15 protein-coding genes and 1 tRNA gene are annotated in these 18,309 nt (G+C 63.5%); 7 read left to right on the forward strand and 9 right to left on the reverse strand.

Annotation, left to right across the window (positions count from 1 at the left end):
- Positions 1-13: 13 nt before the first annotated feature.
- The 3 genes from topA to tldD all read right to left on the reverse strand — a co-directional run bounded on the left by topA (position 14) and on the right by tldD (position 5,474).
- The gene (gene topA / locus CKO11_RS12860; protein WP_223639465.1) at positions 14-2,668 is read right to left on the reverse strand and encodes a type I DNA topoisomerase; all 2,655 of its coding nucleotides are present in this window, start codon (positions 2,666-2,668) and stop codon (positions 14-16) included.
- A gap of 95 nt (positions 2,669-2,763) precedes the next feature.
- Entirely contained in the window at positions 2,764-3,924 is a 1,161-nt protein-coding gene (gene dprA / locus CKO11_RS12865) for a DNA-processing protein DprA (RefSeq protein ID WP_223639468.1), read from the reverse strand.
- 128 nt (positions 3,925-4,052) lie between these two features.
- Positions 4,053-5,474 (reverse strand): metalloprotease TldD, encoded by a 1,422-nt coding sequence (gene tldD / locus CKO11_RS12870; protein WP_223639471.1) that lies wholly within the window; start codon positions 5,472-5,474, stop codon positions 4,053-4,055.
- Positions 5,475-5,655: 181 nt separating this feature from the next.
- Here tldD and thrC point away from each other — a divergent pair, with 181 nt between their 5' ends.
- From thrC to CKO11_RS12890, 4 genes are read left to right on the forward strand one after another with little or no spacing between them, the layout of a single operon-like run.
- The gene (thrC, locus tag CKO11_RS12875) at positions 5,656-7,047 is read left to right on the forward strand and encodes a threonine synthase (protein ID WP_223639474.1); all 1,392 of its coding nucleotides are present in this window, start codon (positions 5,656-5,658) and stop codon (positions 7,045-7,047) included.
- Positions 7,044-8,303 (forward strand): M16 family metallopeptidase, encoded by a 1,260-nt coding sequence (locus CKO11_RS12880; RefSeq protein WP_223639478.1) that lies wholly within the window; start codon positions 7,044-7,046, stop codon positions 8,301-8,303. Before thrC ends, CKO11_RS12880 begins: the two co-directional genes overlap by 4 nt.
- A complete protein-coding gene (locus CKO11_RS12885) occupies positions 8,303-8,887 on the forward strand; it encodes a GNAT family N-acetyltransferase (protein WP_223639481.1) in 585 nt (194 codons plus the stop codon). Before CKO11_RS12880 ends, CKO11_RS12885 begins: the two co-directional genes overlap by 1 nt.
- Before the next feature lie 37 nt (positions 8,888-8,924).
- Complete coding sequence (locus tag CKO11_RS12890) at positions 8,925-10,334, forward strand: FAD-binding oxidoreductase (protein WP_223639484.1); 1,410 nt, start codon at positions 8,925-8,927, stop codon at positions 10,332-10,334.
- 205 nt (positions 10,335-10,539) lie between these two features.
- Here the strand turns inward: CKO11_RS12890 and CKO11_RS12895 are convergent, their stop codons facing one another.
- From CKO11_RS12895 to CKO11_RS12905, 3 genes are read right to left on the reverse strand one after another with little or no spacing between them, the layout of a single operon-like run.
- Complete coding sequence (locus tag CKO11_RS12895) at positions 10,540-11,376, reverse strand: DUF1444 family protein (RefSeq protein WP_223639487.1); 837 nt, start codon at positions 11,374-11,376, stop codon at positions 10,540-10,542.
- Complete coding sequence (locus CKO11_RS12900) at positions 11,373-11,903, reverse strand: adenine phosphoribosyltransferase (protein WP_223639602.1); 531 nt, start codon at positions 11,901-11,903, stop codon at positions 11,373-11,375. Before CKO11_RS12900 ends, CKO11_RS12895 begins: the two co-directional genes overlap by 4 nt.
- A 3-nt stretch (positions 11,904-11,906) precedes the next feature.
- The gene (locus CKO11_RS12905) at positions 11,907-12,785 is read right to left on the reverse strand and encodes an S-methyl-5'-thioadenosine phosphorylase (protein WP_223639490.1); all 879 of its coding nucleotides are present in this window, start codon (positions 12,783-12,785) and stop codon (positions 11,907-11,909) included.
- A gap of 130 nt (positions 12,786-12,915) precedes the next feature.
- Between CKO11_RS12905 and CKO11_RS12910 the strand changes: the two genes are divergently transcribed.
- From CKO11_RS12910 to CKO11_RS12920, 3 genes are all read left to right on the forward strand, one after another.
- A complete protein-coding gene (locus tag CKO11_RS12910; RefSeq protein ID WP_223639492.1) occupies positions 12,916-13,770 on the forward strand; it encodes a DMT family transporter in 855 nt (284 codons plus the stop codon).
- Between the two features lie 80 nt (positions 13,771-13,850).
- A complete protein-coding gene (locus CKO11_RS12915) occupies positions 13,851-14,336 on the forward strand; it encodes a GNAT family N-acetyltransferase (protein WP_223639494.1) in 486 nt (161 codons plus the stop codon).
- Between the two features lie 62 nt (positions 14,337-14,398).
- Positions 14,399-15,163: an EcsC family protein gene (locus tag CKO11_RS12920; protein ID WP_223639496.1), complete on the forward strand. Its 765-nt coding sequence runs from the start codon at positions 14,399-14,401 to the stop codon at positions 15,161-15,163.
- An 80-nt stretch (positions 15,164-15,243) separates the two neighbouring features.
- On the opposite strand, the gene CKO11_RS12925 is transcribed toward CKO11_RS12920, so the two are convergent.
- The 3 genes from CKO11_RS12925 to glpX form a co-directional block, all read right to left on the reverse strand.
- Positions 15,244-15,318, reverse strand: a tRNA-Glu gene (locus tag CKO11_RS12925).
- Positions 15,319-15,473: 155 nt separating this feature from the next.
- On the reverse strand, positions 15,474-17,216 hold the full coding sequence (recJ, locus tag CKO11_RS12930) for a single-stranded-DNA-specific exonuclease RecJ (protein WP_223639498.1): 1,743 nt from the start codon (positions 17,214-17,216) through the stop codon (positions 15,474-15,476).
- 78 nt (positions 17,217-17,294) lie between these two features.
- A complete protein-coding gene (gene glpX / locus CKO11_RS12935) occupies positions 17,295-18,260 on the reverse strand; it encodes a class II fructose-bisphosphatase (RefSeq protein WP_223639500.1) in 966 nt (321 codons plus the stop codon).
- Between the last annotated feature and the right edge of the window lie 49 nt (positions 18,261-18,309).

Below are 18,309 nucleotides of genomic sequence, written 5' to 3' on the forward strand. Positions count from 1 at the left end.
TCGCGGCGTGGGCTCAGGACGCCGCGTCTTCCCCCGAATCGGGCTCTGGCGCCTGTTTTGGGGCCGCTTTCTTCGCCGGAGCCTTCTTTGCGGTGGTGGTTTTCTTGGCGGTTGCCTTTTTCGGGGCGGCTTTCTTTTCGGCTGCCGCCTTTTTCGCGGGCGCCTTCTTGGCGGTGGTTTTCTTGGCCGCCGTCTTCTTTCCGCCTTTGGCGGCTTTTGCCTCTAGAAGCGGCAGCGCCACCTCCATCGTCACCTCGGTCGGCTCCACATCCTTGGGCAGGGTCGCGTTGATCTTGCCCCATTTGACATAGGGCCCGTAGCGGCCCGGCATCACCTGCACCGGCCCACCCTCGGGGTGATCGCCCAATTCCTTGAGCGGTTGCGCTGCAGCCCCCCGGCCCGGCCCCCGGGCCAGCTTTTGCGCCAAAAGCTCGACCGCGCGGTTCATGCCGATGGTGAAGACCTCTTCGACATCGGGCAGGTTCGCATAGGTTTTGTTGTGCTTCACATAGGGGCCAAAGCGGCCAATCGCGGCTTCAACGGGTTCGCCATCTTCAGGGTGAGCCCCGATCTGGCGCGGCAAAGAGAGCAGCATCAGCGCGCGCTCAAGGTCGAGGCTTTCGGGCGACCAACCTTTGGGCAGGCTGGCGCGCGGGGGTTTGGGCACCTCTTCCGAGGCTTCGCCCTTTTGCACATAGGGGCCAAAGCGGCCAATGCGCAGGGTGATATCTTGCCCCTCGTCTTGGCCCAGAACCTTGCCATCTAGCGCGGCGGTTTCGTCATCGCCCGGCGCCGACAGTGGGCGGGTGTAGCGGCATTCGGGGTAATTGCCACAGCCAATAAAGGCCCCGCCCGACCGGGCGGTTTTCAGATGCAAGCGGCCTTCGTTGCACAGCGGGCAGGCGCGCGGGTCGCCGCCATCGGCGCGCGGCGGGTAAAGGTGCGGGGCCAAAACCTCGTCGATTTTGGTCAGCACCTCGCCGATGCGCAAATCTGCCGTTTCGCCAATCGCCGCCGAGAAATCACGCCAGAACCGGGCGAGCACCTCTTTATAGTGGCGATCCCCGGCGGAGATGTCGTCAAGCTCGGTCTCCATATCGGCGGTGAAATCATATTCGACGTAGCGGCGGAAATAGTTGGTCAAGAACGCCGTCACCAGCCGCCCAGTATCCTCGGGGATCAGCCGGTTCTTGTCTTTGCGGACATAGCCACGGTCCACGATTGTCGTGAGGATCGAGGCATAGGTGGACGGCCGCCCGATGCCCAGCTCTTCCATCCGCTTGACCAGCGTCGCCTCGGTGTAGCGCGGCGGCGGCTGGGTGAAGTGCTGCTCGGGCGTGATTTCGCCCTTCTTGGCAGGCTCGCCTTGCATGATTTGCGGCAGGCGCGCGCCGTCTTCGCCCTCGTCGTCATCGCGGCCTTGGTCGTAGATTTTGAGGAAGCCGTCAAAGGTCAGCACTTGGCCGGTGGCGCGCAGTTCTACCTGACCATCGGCAGAGCCAACATCCACCGTGGTGCGCTCCATCATCGCCGCCGACATTTGGCTGGCAAGGGTGCGCTTCCAGATCAGGTCGTAAAGCTTCCACTGATCTTCGGCCAGTTTCAGCTTGTCGGGCGCGGCGCTCATATCGGTGGGGCGAATACATTCGTGCGCCTCTTGCGCGTTCTTGGCCTTATTCTTGTACATGCGCGGGCTGGAGGGAACATAATTGTCCCCAAAGCGGCGCTTGATCTCGTCGCGCGCGGCCATCACGGCTTCGGGCGCCATATCAATGCCGTCGGTCCGCATATAGGTGATATGCCCCGCCTCATAGAGCCTTTGCGCCGCCGACATGCAGGCCTTGGCCCCCATGCCGAATTTGCGGCTGGCTTCTTGTTGCAGGGTCGAGGTCATGAACGGCGGATAGGGGTTGCGGCTGGCAGGTTTCGCCTCGACCGATTTTACCGTCAAATCGCGGCTGGTGACCGCTTGCACGGCCAGTTCCGCATCGGTCGCATTGGCCAGATCGAATTTATCAAGCTTCTTGCCGCCCAGAACCGTCAGGCGCGCGGTGAAGGTTTGTCCGCGCGGCGTTTCCAAAACGGCGCTGACCGTCCAGTATTCGCGCGCCCGGAACGCCTCGATCTCCATTTCGCGTTCCACGATCAACCGCAGGCAGACCGATTGCACCCGGCCTGCCGATTTCGCGCCGGGCAGTTTGCGCCACAACACCGGAGAGAGATTGAACCCCACGAGATAGTCGAGCGCGCGGCGGGCCAAATACGCTTCGACCAGCGCCTGATCGACCTCGCGCGGGGCTTTCATTGCCTCGGTGATCGCGGCTTTGGTGATCGCGTTGAAGGTGACGCGGCTTACCTTCTTCTTTTTCAGCTTGCTTGCCAGCGCCTCTTGCAGGTGCCACGAAATTGCCTCGCCCTCGCGGTCAGGGTCGGTGGCGAGGATCAGTTCGTCATCGGAGGCCAGCGCCTCGGAGATCGCGCGGATATGCTTTTTCGAGTCGGAGGCGACCTCCCATTTCATCTCGAAATCATGCTCGGGGTCGACCGAGCCATCTTTTGGCGGCAGGTCGCGCACATGCCCGAACGAGGCCAGAACCGTATAATCGTCGCCCAGATACTTGTTGATTGTCTTGGCCTTGGCGGGGGATTCGACAACGACAACGGCCATGACTTCCTCTTGTTCACTCTTCGCAATAGGCTGAGGGCGGACCATGCGGGGCGATTGGGGGGAATGTCAATCCGGCATGAAACGCCCGCTTTGGCCTAGCCCCGGCTAAGCAAGCCCCCCGGATGGCGGATCACTTCGCCCTCGATCTCAAGCGTCACAAGGGCGCGTGACAGGGTGGCCGCATCCGTGCCCAGATCGCGGATGACCGCGTCTTCTGGCGTGGGCGCTGGCCCCAAAAGCGCCAAAAGCCGCCCGCGTAGATCGGTCTGTTGTGTGGGCGCAGCAGGGGGCGTGGCGGCTTGCGCCGGGGGCGCAGGTGGTGATGCGGCGGCGCGCGGGGCGGCTTCTGTCGCGGACGCAACATTTGGGCCAAGCGCCTCCAGCACGTCATCGGCGCCGCGAATGAGCGTGGCGCCATCGCGGATCAGCATGTTGCAGCCTGCGGCGCGCGCATCCATCGGGTGGCCGGGCACGGCCATCACGTCACGTCCGTAATCAAGCGCCATCCGCGCGGTCAAAAGGCTGCCCGAACGGGCGGCGGCTTCCACCACCAAAGTGGCGCGCGATAGCGCAGCGATGATCCGGTTGCGCTGCGGAAAATGGCGCGCTTGGGGTTCCACCCCCGGCGGCACTTCCGACAAGCGCAGCCCGGATTGGGCGATTTTCGCGGCCAGCGCCCGGTTTTCTTGTGGGTAAATCACATCAATGCCGCCAGCCATGACGGCAATGGTTCCGGTGGGCAGGGCGGCATCATGGGCGGCGGCGTCAATGCCGCGCGCAAGCCCGGAAATGACCGTGAACTCTGCTTTGCCAAGCTCTGCCGCGAGCCGTTGCGCCATGCGCAGCCCCAAGGAAGAGGCGTTTCGCGCCCCCACAAGCGCCACGCGCGGGCGGCGCAAAAGGGTGGTATCTCCCAGCGCCCACAGAAGCGGTGGCGCATCGGAAAATTCTGAAAGATCGGTGGGATAGGCGGGCTGCCCGGGCAGCAAAAGCTGCGCCCCCGCGCGCCGCCCGGCGGCCAGCTCCGCCTCGGCTACGCCCAGTGGGCAGGGTGCATAGCCCGAGGCCCCCGCGGCCCGCGCCACATCGGGAAGCGCGGCCAGCGCGGCCTGCGCATTGCCATGTTCTGCCAAAAGTCGGTGGAAGGTTGTCGCGCCGACGCGACGGGAGCGAGCGAGGCGGAGAAACGAAAGCTCGTCTTCTTCCGTGGTGGGTGGGGTGAAGGGGGTGGGGTAAGAAAACAAACCTGTTTTCATCCGTCCCTCCGCCTCGTTCGCAAGATCAACGTGACGCGTTAATCTTAATAAAGAGTTACCGAAAACGCGATTCGCCTCAAGGTTGTAAATTATTTTCTCAAACACGTCGAAATTTGAAGCTTTTTGCCTCAGGTGGCCGAGCCCCCTACCGTAAGCCCCGAAATCAGAAGCGTCGGTTGCCCCACGCCAACCGGAACCCATTGCCCGGCCTTGCCGCAATTGCCAATGCCCGGGTCCAGCGCCATGTCATTGCCGATGGCGCGAATCCCCTTCATCGCGGCCGGGCCATCGCCCACCAATGTTGCGCCCTTAACCGGGGCGCCGACGACACCGTTTTTCACCCGATAGGCCTCGGTGCAGTTGAAAACGAATTTGCCATTGGTGATATCGACCTGCCCGCCGCCGAAACCCACGGCATAGATGCCATCTTTCAGATCGGCCAAAATCTCTGCCGGGTCGGTGGTGCCGCCCAGCATGTAGGTGTTGGTCATGCGCGGCATCGGCGGGTGGGCATGGCCTTCGCGTCGCCCGTTGCCGGTGGGGGGCACCCCCATCAGGCGGGCGTTTTGCCGGTCCTGCATATAGCCCACCAGCACGCCATCTTCGATCAGCACATTGCGCGCCGAGGGCGTGCCCTCGTCGTCGATGGAGATCGAGCCGCGCCGGTCGGGGATCGTGCCATCATCCACTACGGTCACGCCTTTGGCGGCGACCTGTGTGCCCATCAGCCCGGCAAAGGCCGAGCTTTTTTTGCGGTTGAAATCGCCCTCAAGCCCGTGGCCCACCGCCTCATGCAGCATCACGCCGGGCCAGCCGGGGCCAAGCACCACGTCAAACGCCCCGGCAGGCGCGGGTTCTGCGGCAAGGTTCACCAGCGCGATGCGCAACGCCTCGCGCGCCGAGCGTTGCCAGTGATGCGGCTCAATCAGCCCCGCCAGCCCGAACCGGCCCCCGCCGCCGTGGCTGCCGCTTTCACGCCGCCCGTTTTCCTCGACAATGACCGAAACATTGAGCCGCGCCATCGGGCGGATGTCGCTGACCAGCCCGCCTTCGGGGCGCAGAATGAACACCTCTTGCAGGCTGGCGGCCAGTGCGACGCTAACCTGAACAACGCGCTTGTCCAGATCGCGGGTGAAGGCATCGACTTCGCGCAAAAGGTCGATTTTCGCCGCAAAGGGGGCGTCTGCCATCGGATCGGCATTGCCATAAAGTGCGCGATTGGTGCGGGAGGGTGGCGGGGCCATCACGCCCCCCCCATTGCCCACAGCAAGCCGCGCGGTTTCGGCGGCGCGTTTCAGGGCGGCTTCGGAAATCTCGGTCGCATGGGCGAAGCCGGACACCTCGCCCTTCACGGCACGCAGGCCAAACCCTTCGGAAGCATCGTAAGAGGCGTTTTTCACCCGGCCATCATCAAAGATCAATGCTTCGGAGCGTCGCCGCTCAAGGAACAACTCGCCATCTTCCGCGCCGGCCGTGGCGTGGCGCAGCACCGCCAGCGCGCTGGCCTCGTCGATATGGGTCTCGAAGGGGGCGAACTGGTCCTGGCTCATCGCGGGCTCCTTTTCTGCATCGTTCACAGATAGGGGGCAGTGGGGCGAAAGGGAAGCCGATCACGCAAATGCGCGCCGGTTCGGCGGGTTGCGGCGATTTCCCTTGCATCACTGGGGCTGACAAGGTTTGCGATCTCGCGTATCTCGCGTATCACGCGGCAACGCAAGAAAAGGGCGAACGATGCGCTATATCTCCACCCGGGGGCAGGCCCCGGTTCTCAGCTTTGCCGAGGCGATGTTGACCGGGCTTGCCCGCGATGGCGGCCTTTACGTGCCCGAATGGGTGCCGGCGATGCGCCCCGGGGAAATCGCGGACCTTGCCGGGCGCAGCTATGAAGAGGTGGCGTTCCGGGTGATGTCGCCGTTCATTGGCGCGGCGTTTACCGAGGCCGAACTGCGCGGCGCGATTGAACGTGCCTATGCGGGCTTTGGTCATGCCGCGCGCGCGCCCTTGGTGCAATTGGCGCCGGGCCATCACTTATTGGAACTGTTCCACGGCCCGACGCTGGCGTTCAAAGATTTCGCAATGCAGATCATTGGCCAGTTGTTTCAGCTTGCACTAGCAAAAGAGGGCAAGCGGATCACCATCGTGGGCGCAACCTCGGGCGATACCGGCTCTGCGGCGATCGAGGCGTTCAAGGGTCTTGAAAACGTCGATGTCTTCATCCTGTTCCCGCATGGGCGCGTGTCCGAGGTGCAGCGCCGCCAGATGACGACGCCGGCCGAAGACAATGTGCATGCGCTGGCGCTGGGCGGCACCTTTGACGATTGCCAAAACCGGCTCAAGGATATGTTCAACGATTTCGCCTTCCGCGACGAGGTCGGGCTGGCGGGCGTGAACTCGATCAATTGGGCGCGGGTGTTGGCGCAGGTGGTGTATTACTTCACAGCCGCCGTCAGCCTTGGCGCGCCCGAGCGCAAGATCAGCTTCACCGTGCCGACGGGCAACTTTGGCGACATTTTCGCGGGCTATATCGCCAAGGAAATGGGGCTGCCGATCGATAAGCTGGTGATCGCCACGAACCAAAACGACATTTTGCACCGCTGCCTGACCACGGGCGATTACCGCATGGATGGAGTGAAACCCTCGATCAGCCCGTCGATGGATATTCAAATCTCGTCCAATTTCGAACGCGCGTTGTTCTTTGCCTATGGCAAGGATGGCGCGGCCGTTGCGCAATTGATGGATGAACTGAAAACCAACGGCGGGTTCAGCGTGTCGCAAGGGGCGCTGGAGACCCTGCGCGAGATTTATGGCTCGGCCAGCGTATCCGAGGCCGAAACCAGCGAAACGATTGCTGAAGAACTGGCCCGTTCGGGCGAGCTTTTGTGCCCGCATTCCGCCGTGGGCGTGCGTGTGGGCCACGCCCATGCCCATGCGCCGGTGCCGATGGTGACGCTGGCCACCGCGCATCCGGCCAAATTCCCCGATGCGGTGGAGGCCGCGACCGGCGTTCGCCCGCCGTTGCCCGCGCGCATGGCGGATCTGTTCGCGCGTGAGGAACGCGTCACCCGTGTGCCCAATGATCTGGCCGCGCTGGAAGCCTTGATCCGCAAGGAGCGCCGCGCATGATCGAGCTGACGACGCTGCCAAATGGGTTGCGCATCGTCACCGAGCGGATGCCGAGCCTTGCCTCGGCCTCCATCGGGATCTGGGTGCAGGCGGGCGGGCGGCATGAGCGGCTTGAGCAAAACGGGATTGCGCATTTCCTTGAACATATGGCGTTCAAGGGCACCAAGACCCGCTCTGCCTTGGCCATTGCCGAGGCGATCGAGGATGTGGGCGGCTATATCAACGCCTATACCTCGCGCGAGGCGACGGCTTATTACGCGCGGGTGCTGGGCGCCGATGTCGGGCTCGCGCTTGATGTGATTGCCGATATCGTGCTCAACCCGGTGTTCGACACCCGCGAGATCGAGGTGGAACGCCACGTGATCTTGCAAGAGATCGGCCAGACGCTCGACACGCCCGACGATATCATTTTCGACTGGTTGCAAGAGGCGGCCTATCCCGATCAGGCGATCGGGCGCACGATTCTTGGCCCGGCAGGCAATATCGAGCGGTTCGGGCGTGCCGATCTGGCGCAATTCGTGTCGGAACATTACGGCCCGGACCAGATGATCTTGTCCGCTGCGGGGGCGGTGGATCATGCCGAAGTGGTGAAACAGGCCGAAGACTTGTTTGGCCATCTGTCCGCCATCGGCAAACGCGAGGTGCAAAAGGCTGCGTGGTCGGGGCATGAACGGCGCGAGATCAAGGACCTTGAACAGGTCCATTTTGCGCTGGCCTTTGAGGGGCCTTCGTATCAGGACGCCGATCTTTACACCGCGCAAGTCTATGCCACGGCGTTGGGGGGTGGCATGTCTTCGCGGCTGTTTCAAAAAATCCGCGAAGAACGGGGCCTGTGCTATTCGATCTTCGCGCAGGCCGGGGCCTATGACGATACGGGCATGGTCACGATCTATGCGGGCACCTCGGGCGAGGAGGTCGCGGATCTGTGCGGGCTGACGGTCGATGAGCTTAAGCGGGCCGCCGAAGACATGACCGAGGCCGAGGTCGCCCGCGCTCGCTCGCAGATGAAGGCGGGCATGTTGATGGGGCTGGAAAGTCCGTCAAGCCGCGCCGAGCGGATGGCGCGCACCTTGGCGATTTGGGGCCGGGTGCCGGGGCTGGACGAAGTGTCGACCCGGATCGATGCCGTCAGCATGGAGGCGGTGCGCGATTATGCGGGTCGGATGCTGTCGCAAGATCGCACGGCGCTCGCACTTTATGGGCCGGCCCAGGGCGCGCCCGATTTTGCGGGGCTGCGGCGCAGATTGGCTGCCTGATGTTCATGCGTCGTCGGAAACCATTGGTCGAAACAGAGCGGCTGACGCTGCGTTTGCCGACGCATTCCGACTATCGCGGCTGGGCGAGCCTGCGGGCGGAAAGCCGCGATTTCTTGATGCCGTGGGAACCGGCGTGGTCGGTCGATCATCTGGGCCGCAAGGCATTTTCTAACCGGGTCTATTGGGCCGCACGGGCCGAGGCTGCGGGCACGGCCTTGCCCTTTTTCCTGATCGATAACCGCACCGGCGGGGTTTTGGGCGCGATCACGCTCGACAATATCCGGCGCGGCCCGGCACAGGCGGGCACTTTGGGCTATTGGGTGGGGGCAAGATATGCCCGCCAAGGCTACATGCGCGAGGCGATTTCTGCCGTGGTCGATTACGCCTTCGGGCCGATGGATTTGAGCCGGATCGAAGCCGCCTGCCTGCCCGAGAATGCGGCCTCGCGCGGGGTGCTGGAAAAGTCGGGTTTCAAATACGAAGGCGTGGCGCAAAGCTATTTGCAGATCAATGGGCGCTGGCGCAATCACGTCCTTTATTCCAACCTACGCGCGGATCGGCGCGGGCGCACCGATACCGGCTAAGTGCGGCCGGAACGACGACCACAGAAAAGAGGGCAGGATGCTGAACTCCGCCGATGATGCCTTTGTCCGTAAGCTGGCCGAGGCCCTGCCCGATCTTTGGCTGGGCCCGGCCGAGCCGCGCTATCTGGAAGAACCGCGCGGGCGCTGGAAAGGCCATGCCGGCGTGTTGGCCAAGCCCGCAAGCACGGCGCAGGTGTCTGCGCTTTTGGCCTTTTGTCATGCGCACCGGGTCGGCGTGGTGCCCTATGGCGGGGGCACAGGGCTTGTGGGCGGGCAGGTTTGTCCCGACGGGGCCGCGCCAGTTGTTCTGAGCCTTGAAAAGATGGCCGCTTTGCGCGCGGCGGATGCCCAAAGCCTTGTGATCGAGGCAGGGGCCACCTTGCAAGCGGTGCACGATCATGCGCAGGCGGTGGGGCGGCGCTTTCCGCTCACGCTGGCCAGTCAGGGCTCGGCGCAGATTGGCGGCTGTCTGGCCACAAATGCGGGCGGGGTCAATGTGCTGCGCTATGGCAATGCGCGCGCACTGTGCTTGGGGCTAGAGGTGGTGCTGGCCGATGGCACGATCTGGCACGGCCTGAAACGGCTGGCGAAAGATAATACCGGCTATGATCTGCGCGATCTGGTGATCGGGGCCGAAGGCAGCCTTGGGATCATCACCGCCGCAAGCTTACGGCTTTTCGAACCCCCGGCGGTCGAAGGCACGGCGGTCTTCGCGGTTGCTTCGCCACAGGCGGCGGTTGATCTTTTGGGGGTGGCGCAGGCGCGGTTCGCGGGCTGCGTCAGTGCGTTTGAACTGATCTCCGGCTGGGGGCTCGGCTTTTTGCGCGAGGTCGGGCCGGACGTGCATCTGCCCTTTGCCCAAGACCCGGATTGGTCGGTGCTGATTGATCTGGGCTTGCCTGCGGGGATGGAGGCCGAGGCCGCCTTTGCCGATCTATACGAAACGGCGGGCGATCTGGTGCAAGATGCCGTTGTGGCGCAATCGGCGGGGCAGGCGGCGCAGCTTTGGCAGATGCGGGAATCCTTGCCCTTGGCGAACCGGCGTATCGGCGCGATTTCCAGCCATGATATCGCGGTGCCGGTTGCAGATATCCCGGCCTTCATCACGGCGGCCACCCAGATGATCCGCAAGATGGGGGATTACCGGCTCAACTGTTTTGGCCATGTGGGCGATGGCAACCTGCATTTCAACGTTTTCCCAGCCAAGGGGCGTGACCGGGCGGATTATGACGCGCACCGCCTCGCGGTGATGGAGGCCGTGCATCAGTTGGTGGTGGAGCGGTTTGACGGATCCATTTCCGCCGAACATGGGATCGGGCGGCTCAAGGTGGATGCGCTTGCCCGCACCGCAGACCCGGCAAAATTGAGGATGATGCGGGCGGTCAAATCGGCGCTCGACCCACGCGGTATTTTGAACCCCGGGGTTATCTTGCCAAGCGGTGCGTGAGGGCCGGAAATGGGTGCGCCCTGCCGGGGGCGGCAGGGCGCTGCTCTTTTGGTTCACGTGTAGCAAGCAGCAGAACCATCAGGCCCGATCTGGGTAGCGCGATTCGGGTTAGCAAGAGATTAACCGCGTTAACCCCGTCGCATTTTCTTTTGAAATGAAAGCGACTTGGCGTGTTCCAAGAGTGACAGCGCCTTTTGTTTTGGGCCTATTGCTGTGCGGGCAAAATTTCCCAATGCGTGCCCTTCCAGCCAAAGACATAGGTCGAGACCGGATAGGGGCGCGTTTCGTTGACCTCTTGCGCGAAGCGGGCCAGTTGCGCCACGGCCTCAGGTGCGCCAGACGCATCCACCACCACCAGATCGCGGTTGGGCACCACCATGATCACTTCGCCCTGATCCTCGGCCATGCGGCGCCAAAGCTCGCTGTCCAGCAAAAGCGAGCTTTCATAATAGCCATCCAGCACCAACCCCCAACGCTTTGGCCCCAGCGGTTCGAACCGGGGCGATCGCTTGGCAAGGTTTTCCAGCGCAATCTTCTTGGCGGCGGCAAAGTCAAGCCCGGCGGCCTGCATCCGCGAGGCCTGCAGATAGGCGGTGGAGCTTGGCGAATCTTCGACCAGATAGATCGAGAGCCCGGCAAACCACGGCTCTGATGCGAGGGCTTTTGTCTTTGGCTGATGCTCGGCGAAATTGCTGGGGCGGATGATTGGCATCAGGCTGGCCGGGGCCAAGATGCCGGTATCGAGGCGCAGCATATCGTCGAAAGCCGCCAGATAGGTATCGACCAGCTCTTGCCGCTCGGCATCATTTGTGGCGCGCTGCATTTCCATGAACAGGTTATGCGGATCGGCGATCAGCGCCGTGCCCTTCCATGTCAGGTGCAGCTTCTCATCGCGGATCTGCACCTCGGTCGCGTCGCCCGTGGCGATCACCGCGTTTTGCAAAACGCTCAGAAGGGTGTCGAGGTCGCGCGGGCGGGCCACATCGGCTGTGGCCGCCCCCGCAGATAGGCACAGGGCCAGCAGAAGCGCTGCGCCCTTCATGCCCCTTCGAATTCGCACAGGACGTTCACATCCATGCCCAGATCGTTCAACAGCTTGCGCCCGCCCAATTCGGGCAGATCGACGATGAAGGAACACCCGACAATGTCCCCGCCCAGCCGTTCGATCAGTTGGATCGCCGCGCCGCAGGTGCCGCCCGTGGCCAGCAGGTCATCGACGATCAGCACCTTTTCACCGGCCTGAATGGCGTCGTCATGGATTTCCATGATCGCCTCGCCATATTCGAGCTTATAGGCTTGGCTGATGGTCTGGCCCGGAAGCTTGCCCTTTTTGCGGATCGGCACAAAGCCCTTGGAAAGCTGGTGCGCAATCGCGCCGCCCAAGATGAAGCCGCGCGCCTCCAGCCCCACGATCTTGTCGATCTTCTCGCCCGCCCAAGGGTGCAGCAGTTGGTCAATCGCCATGCGGAAACCGCGCGGATCGGCAAAGAGCGTGGTCACATCGCGGAACATGATCCCCTCATGCGGGAAGTCGGCGATGGTGCGGATATAGTCTTTGACGGTCTTCATCATTCAGCCTTTCAGAACCCGGCCCATCACGGGCATCAGACGGGCGATCACTTCGGGGTCGCGTTTCGCAGGCGCGGTCATGATCGCGCCATCCAGCACATGCGTGCAGCCTTTTTCACACGCCTCTGCCGGGCCTTTCAAAAGCGCAGGCAGCGCCGCGACAAGGGTGCGGGCTTTCTCGGCATTGGCCGTGGCAGTGGCGATCACTTGGGCAACATCCACCGCATCATGGTCCGGGTGCCAGCAGTCATAATCGGTCACCATGGCGACGCAGGCGTAGCACATCTCGGCTTCGCGGGCGAGTTTGGCCTCGGGCATGCCGGTCATGCCGATGATGTCGGCTTTCCAGCTGCGATACAGCTCACTTTCGGCTTGGGTGGAAAACTGCGGGCCTTCCATTGCGACATAGGTGCCCTTTTCATGCACCGTCACGCCCACGTTGCGCGCGGCCTCGGCACATTTGGCCGACAACCGGCCACAGGTCGGATGCGCCACCGAAACATGGCCGACAAGGCCGGTATCGAAAAAGGTTTTGTCGCGCGCAAAGGTGCGGTCGATATATTGATCGACCACGACAAAATCGCCCGGCGCGTAATCTTCGCGCAGCGAGCCCACGGCGGAAACGGCAACAAGATCCGTCACGCCCATCATCTTCATCGCGGCGATATTGGCGCGATAGGGCACGGTCGAGGGGGTAAAGCGATGGCCGCGCCCGTGACGCGGCAAGAACACCATTTTGACGCCCTCATAGCTGCCCACCAAAAGCTCGTCCGAGGGGGCGCCGAACGTGGTTTCGACCGCCTGCCATGTTGCGCCTTCCAGCCCGGCGATGTCATAGACACCCGAGCCCCCGATCACCCCGATCACCCGTTCTGCAGTCATGGCCTTCCTCTCGCGCTTGCTTATGCGGCAGGGGGAGATTAGGCCGGGGCGACGGGTGTGGAAAGGGCATAGGCCCCTTGGCTCCCGCGTCATATTTTCACCCGCTTGGGAGAGCGGCAGGGGAAACCACATGGAAAATCTGCGCGGCGCGGTATTGATGACCCTTGCGATGGGGCTCTTCGCGCTGGAGGACATGTTCGTCAAACGCGCCGCCGGGGATTTGCCGGTGGGCGAGGTGCTGATCCTCTTTGGCGCGGGCGGCATGGTGGTATTTATGGCGTTGGCTTTGGGCGCGGGGCAACCCCTGTGGCAACCTGCGGTGGCCAGCCGGTTGATGCTGGTCAAGGCGGGCTTCGAAATCACCGGGCGGATCGGCTACACACTGGGGATTGCCCTGACCCCGCTTTCCAATGCCTCGGCCATTTTGCAAGCTACGCCTTTGGTGGTTGTGGCGGGAGCGGCGTTGATCTTTCGCGAACGGGTCGATGCACGGCGCTGGGCGGCGATCGCTTTGGGGTTTCTGGGGGTTTTGGTGATTTTGCGCCCGGGGCTCGAGGGGTTCGTGCCTGCCGCCTTGTGGACGGTGCTGGGGCTTTTGGGCTTTGCCGGGCGCGATTTGGCCACCCGTGCGGCCCCGCGCGGGCTGACGAACTTCCAGTTGGGCATTTATGGCTTTGCCGCGCTGATCCCGGCGGGGGCAATCATTCTGGCGGTGACCGGCGGGGGCATGGTGCCCCGGTCGGCCGAGCTGTTGCCGGTTGCGGGGGCGGTGGCCTTTGGCGTTGCGGCCTATTGGGCGCTGACGGCGGCGATGCGTCTGGGTGAGGTGTCGGTGGTCACGCCCTTCCGCTATACGCGGCTGATCTTTGCGCTGATCCTTGGTGTGCTGGTCTTCGGCGAACGGCCCGATACGGCCACGCTGGTGGGGGCGGCCTTGGTGGTGGCTTCGGGGGTCTATACGCTTTTGCGCAGCGCCCGCCGGTAAACATGCAAGCGCCACCCGCTTTGGTTTGAACCTGTCTTGTCCGCATGTTACGCGCGAAGCAACGGTGATCCGGGGGCGGCATGTATCAGCTCGAGGAAGAGACAGAGGCGGACTGGTGGGAGGTGGAGGCGCTATACGACCTCTGCTTTGCGCCGGGCCGCACCGCGCTGTCGTCTTACCGGCTGCGCGAAGGGGTGGCCCCGGTCAAGGCGCTGTGCCTGACCTTGCGCGAAGATGGCATTCTGGCGGCGGTGATCCGGTTCTGGCCGGTCTTGGTGGGCGGCCAGCAGGTGCTGCTCTTGGGGCCGGTCGCGGTGCACCCGACACGCCAGGGCGAGGGGCTGGGTGGTCTGTTGATCCGGGAAAGTCTGGCCGAGGCGCGTCGTTTGGGCTGGGGGCGGGTGCTTTTGGTGGGGGACGCGCCTTATTACGCGCGCTTCGGATTCGAGAAGCTGGACGGCGTAGAGATGCCGCCCCCCACGAACCCCGACCGGATCCTGGGTCTGGAGTTGCGCCCGGGCGCTTGGGCGGGGGTGCGTGGCCAAGTCGAGAAATTCTTGCCCTGACCTTTTGATCGGCGCACGCTGGCCCCATATCGGGAAAGCCAAAGGAGTTTCAAGGAGCCGCCATGCAGCCCGAAATCCTGATGCCCGTCACCGATCCGGGCCTGACCGCCGAACTTGATGCGCTGGCGCGCCGCCATCATGCGGCCTCTGGGCCGATGATGCAGGTGATCTCTTTCGTGGGGGCGACCACAGAAAGCCTGTTGGGGCGCTTGCCGCCGCCGGTGCGGAATGGCCTGCAATCGGCCACTGAGCGCGGGCTTGAAACTGCGTTGGAGGCGGCGGGGCGCAGCCGGACCGTGGTGTCGGACCGACCCGATTGGATGAATACGGCCATGACCACGGCGCTTGGCGCGGCTGGGGGCGCGGGCGGGCTGCCCAGTGCGCTTGCCGAATTGCCTTTTACCATCACCATGCTGTTGCGCGCGATCCAGGGTATTGCCGCCGAACATGGGTTCGACCCCGACAGCGACGAGGTGAAGGTAGAATGCCTGCGCGTTTTCGCCGCCGCAGGGCCTTTGCAGGCCGATGACGGGGCGGATATGGGATTCCTGACCGCGCGCATGACGATCACCGGCGCGGGGCTGCATGGGTTGGTGGCCAAGGTCGCGCCACGGTTGGCAGCGGCTTTGGGGCAGAAGCTTGCCACGCAGACGGTGCCGGTTCTGGGGGCCGTGGCGGGCGCCGCAGTGAATTACGCTTTCACCAGCTATTATCAAGAAATCGCCCGGGTGCATTTCGGGTTGAAGCGGCTTGCGCGCGATACCGCCTCTGACGAGGGGCTTTTGCGCGAAGAGCTGGTGATGCGGCTGACCCGCCCCTCTGCCTGAGGGGGGCGCAATCTTAGACACACGAGCCCAAGCAATGCTGTGAGGCAGAAGGCTTTTGGTGCCTAGTATGTTTTGAAAAGTGGCAGCCCGTAGGGGAATCGAACCCCTCTTTCCAGGTTGAAAACCTGGCGTCCTAACCGATAGACGAACGGGCCACCGTTGCCGCTTTGGTGCGTTGCCGCGCGGCGTGGGCGGTGTTTAGGCCAGCCGCGCGTGACTCGCAAGAGGGTTTTTGCAGTTTTTCCAAACTTTCTGTGTCGCGGCCAAAAAACTTGAAAAAAGGCGCAATCCCAAGGGTTTGTGGTGGGGCCTAAGCGCGGGCTGCATCATCAAGGCGCAATTGCACCTTGTTGCGCCCGCCCCAACTGTTGATCTCCAGCTTGCCAGCAAGGTGAAACCGCCCTGCGCCCCCCTCGGAAAGGGCTGGTCCAAGTGGGCCATCGAAGGCGCCAAAGGCGATCGCGTCGATCTTGGCGCCCAGCCCATCGCCCAGTGAAAAGCGCAAATGGCTTTCGCCGATCCGGCGCGCGCCCGAAATCGCCATATCCGCAAAGGCGAAGCGTGGCGCGGGGGCGCCTTGGCCAAAGGGGCCGGCGCGTTCCAGATCCTCGACCAGTGCATTTGTGGCCGCACCCGGCATCAAAAGCCCGTCAAGCCGCAAATCGGTTGGGCCGCCATGGCCTGCGCCTTGTCGTTCCAGCAATTCGCCAAGCCGCGCCATCGCCAGATCGAGCTTGTCTTCTTCGACGGTCAAACCGGCGGCCATACGGTGCCCGCCGCCCTTGAGTAAAAGCCCCTCTGCTGCGACGCGCTGCACGGCGGCCCCAAGGTCCACGCCCGCGACAGAGCGGGCCGAGCCTTTGCCGATGCCGTTTTCCAGACCAATGACCACGGCGGGGCGGTTCGTGGCTTCTTTGAGCCGCGCGGCAACAATGCCGACCACCCCCGGATGCCAGCCGGCGCCTGCGGCCCAGACAAGCGGGCCATCAAGCCCGCGCGTTTCGGCTTGCGCCAATGCGGCGTCGCGGACGCGGTTTTCGATGTCGCGGCGCTCGGCGTTGAGGCCATCGAGCCGGGCGGCCAAGGCTTCGGCCTCAGCGCTTTGATCGGTGGCCAGAAGCCGGGCGCCCAGATCTGCCGCGCCGATCCGCCCGCCCGCATTGACGCGCGGGCCAAGCAGAAAGCCCAGATGGTAGGCGGTGGGCGCGCGGTCGATCCGCGCCACGTCTGACAATGCCACAAGTCCGGGCCGTTCGCGGCGCGCCATGACCTTCAGCCCTTGGCGCACCAGCGCCCGGTTCACGCCCACAAGCGGTGCCACATCAGCCACGGTGGCCAGCGCCACAAGATCCAAAAGCGCCATTAGATCGGGGCCTTTGATGCCCTCGGCGCGCAGTTGGCGGTTTGCCTCCACCAGCATCAAGAACACGACCGAGGCCGCGCAAAGATGCCCCAAATCGCCGCTTTCATCTTGGCGGTTGGGGTTCACACAGGCTACGGCGGGGGGCAGCGTTTCGCCGCCCAAGTGGTGATCCAAGATCACCACATCGGCGGGTTTGGCCGCGGCCACAGGTTCGTGGGAGAGCGTGCCGCAATCCACGCAGACAATCAGCCCGTGGCGGCGACCAAGCTCTTGCATGGCGGGAACGTTGGGGCCGTAGCCTTCATCGATCCGGTCGGGGATATATAGCGTGGCGCTATGGCCGAACTGGCGCAGCCATGTCAGCAAAAGCGCCGCCGAGGCGCCGCCATCCACATCGTAATCGGCAAAGACGGCAATTTTTTCGCGGGCCTTAATCGCGCGCAAAAACCGTGCGGCGGCGGTTTCCATATCTTTGAGCCGGTGCGGATCGGGCAAAAGCTCGCGCAGCGTCGGCTCCAGAAAACCTGCGGCCTCTTCAGGGGCAACGCCGCGTGCCACCAGAACGCGCGCCAGCGGCAGCGGAAGCTGGGTGGTTTGCGCCATCGCCTCGGCCAGCCGGTCGGCCTCAAGCGTAGGGCCTACCCAACGCCGCCCGGTCAGCGAATTTTCGACATTCAGGAATGCGGTCATCGGTCTCGCATAGCGAAAAACAAAACCGCCCGCCAGTGGCGGGCGATTGAGCATATGCCAAGCTGGCGCGTTCCGCGCTTAGCGGATCGGGTTGCGGTAGATCATGTGGCGCACCGAGCCGGTTTTCGAGCGCATCAGTACCGTTTCCGTTTCCAAGAATTTCGGGTTGCGCTTCACGCCGCGCAGGATCGAGCCATTGGTCACGCCGGTCGCCGCAAAAATCACATCGGCGCGGACCATGTCATCGCGGCCATAGATTTTGTCGAGATCGGTGATGCCCGCTTTTTTCGCACGGCCGCGTTCGTCATCGTTGCGGAACAAGAGTTTGCCCCACATTTGCCCGCCCATGCATTTGAGCGCCGACGCCGCGAGCACCCCCTCAGGCGCGCCGCCCGAGCCCATATACATGTCGATGTTGGTCACATCGGGTTCGGCGCAGTGAATGATGCCCGCCACATCGCCATCGGTGATCAGGCGGATCGCCGCGCCGGTGGCGCGGACTTCTTCGATCAGGTCTTCGTGACGCGGGCGTTCAAGAATGCAGCAGGTGATGTCGCGGTTGGTGCAGCCTTTGGCTTTGGCCAGCGCATTGACGCGTTCGGTCGGCGTCATATCAAGGGTGACCACATCTTTGGGGTAGCCCGGGCCGATGGCAAGCTTGTCCATATAAACGTCGGGCGCGTGCAGCATGGTGCCGCGCGGCGCCATGGCGATCACGGTCAGCGCGTTGGGCATGTCTTTGGCGGTCAGCGTCGTGCCTTCCAGCGGGTCAAGGGCGATATCCACCGCCGGGCCTTCGCCGGTGCCGACTTCTTCGCCGATGTAAAGCATCGGCGCCTCGTCGCGTTCCCCCTCACCGATCACCACCACACCGCGAATGTCGAGCGCGTTGAGCTGTTCGCGCATCGCATTCACGGCGGCTTGGTCGGCGGCTTTTTCGTCGCCATGACCGATCAGCTGGGCCGAGGCATGCGCCGCAGCTTCCGACACGCGGGCGAGGCCAAGGGAAAGCAGACGGTCATTGAAATCGGTGGGGACACTCATGGCGTTTCCTGTGCATGAAGATTGGTTGGGCACAGCTAATCCGTCGCAC

This window comes from Rhodobacter sp. TJ_12, assembly GCF_020023995.1.
GTDB lineage: Bacteria > Pseudomonadota > Alphaproteobacteria > Rhodobacterales > Rhodobacteraceae > Rhodobacter.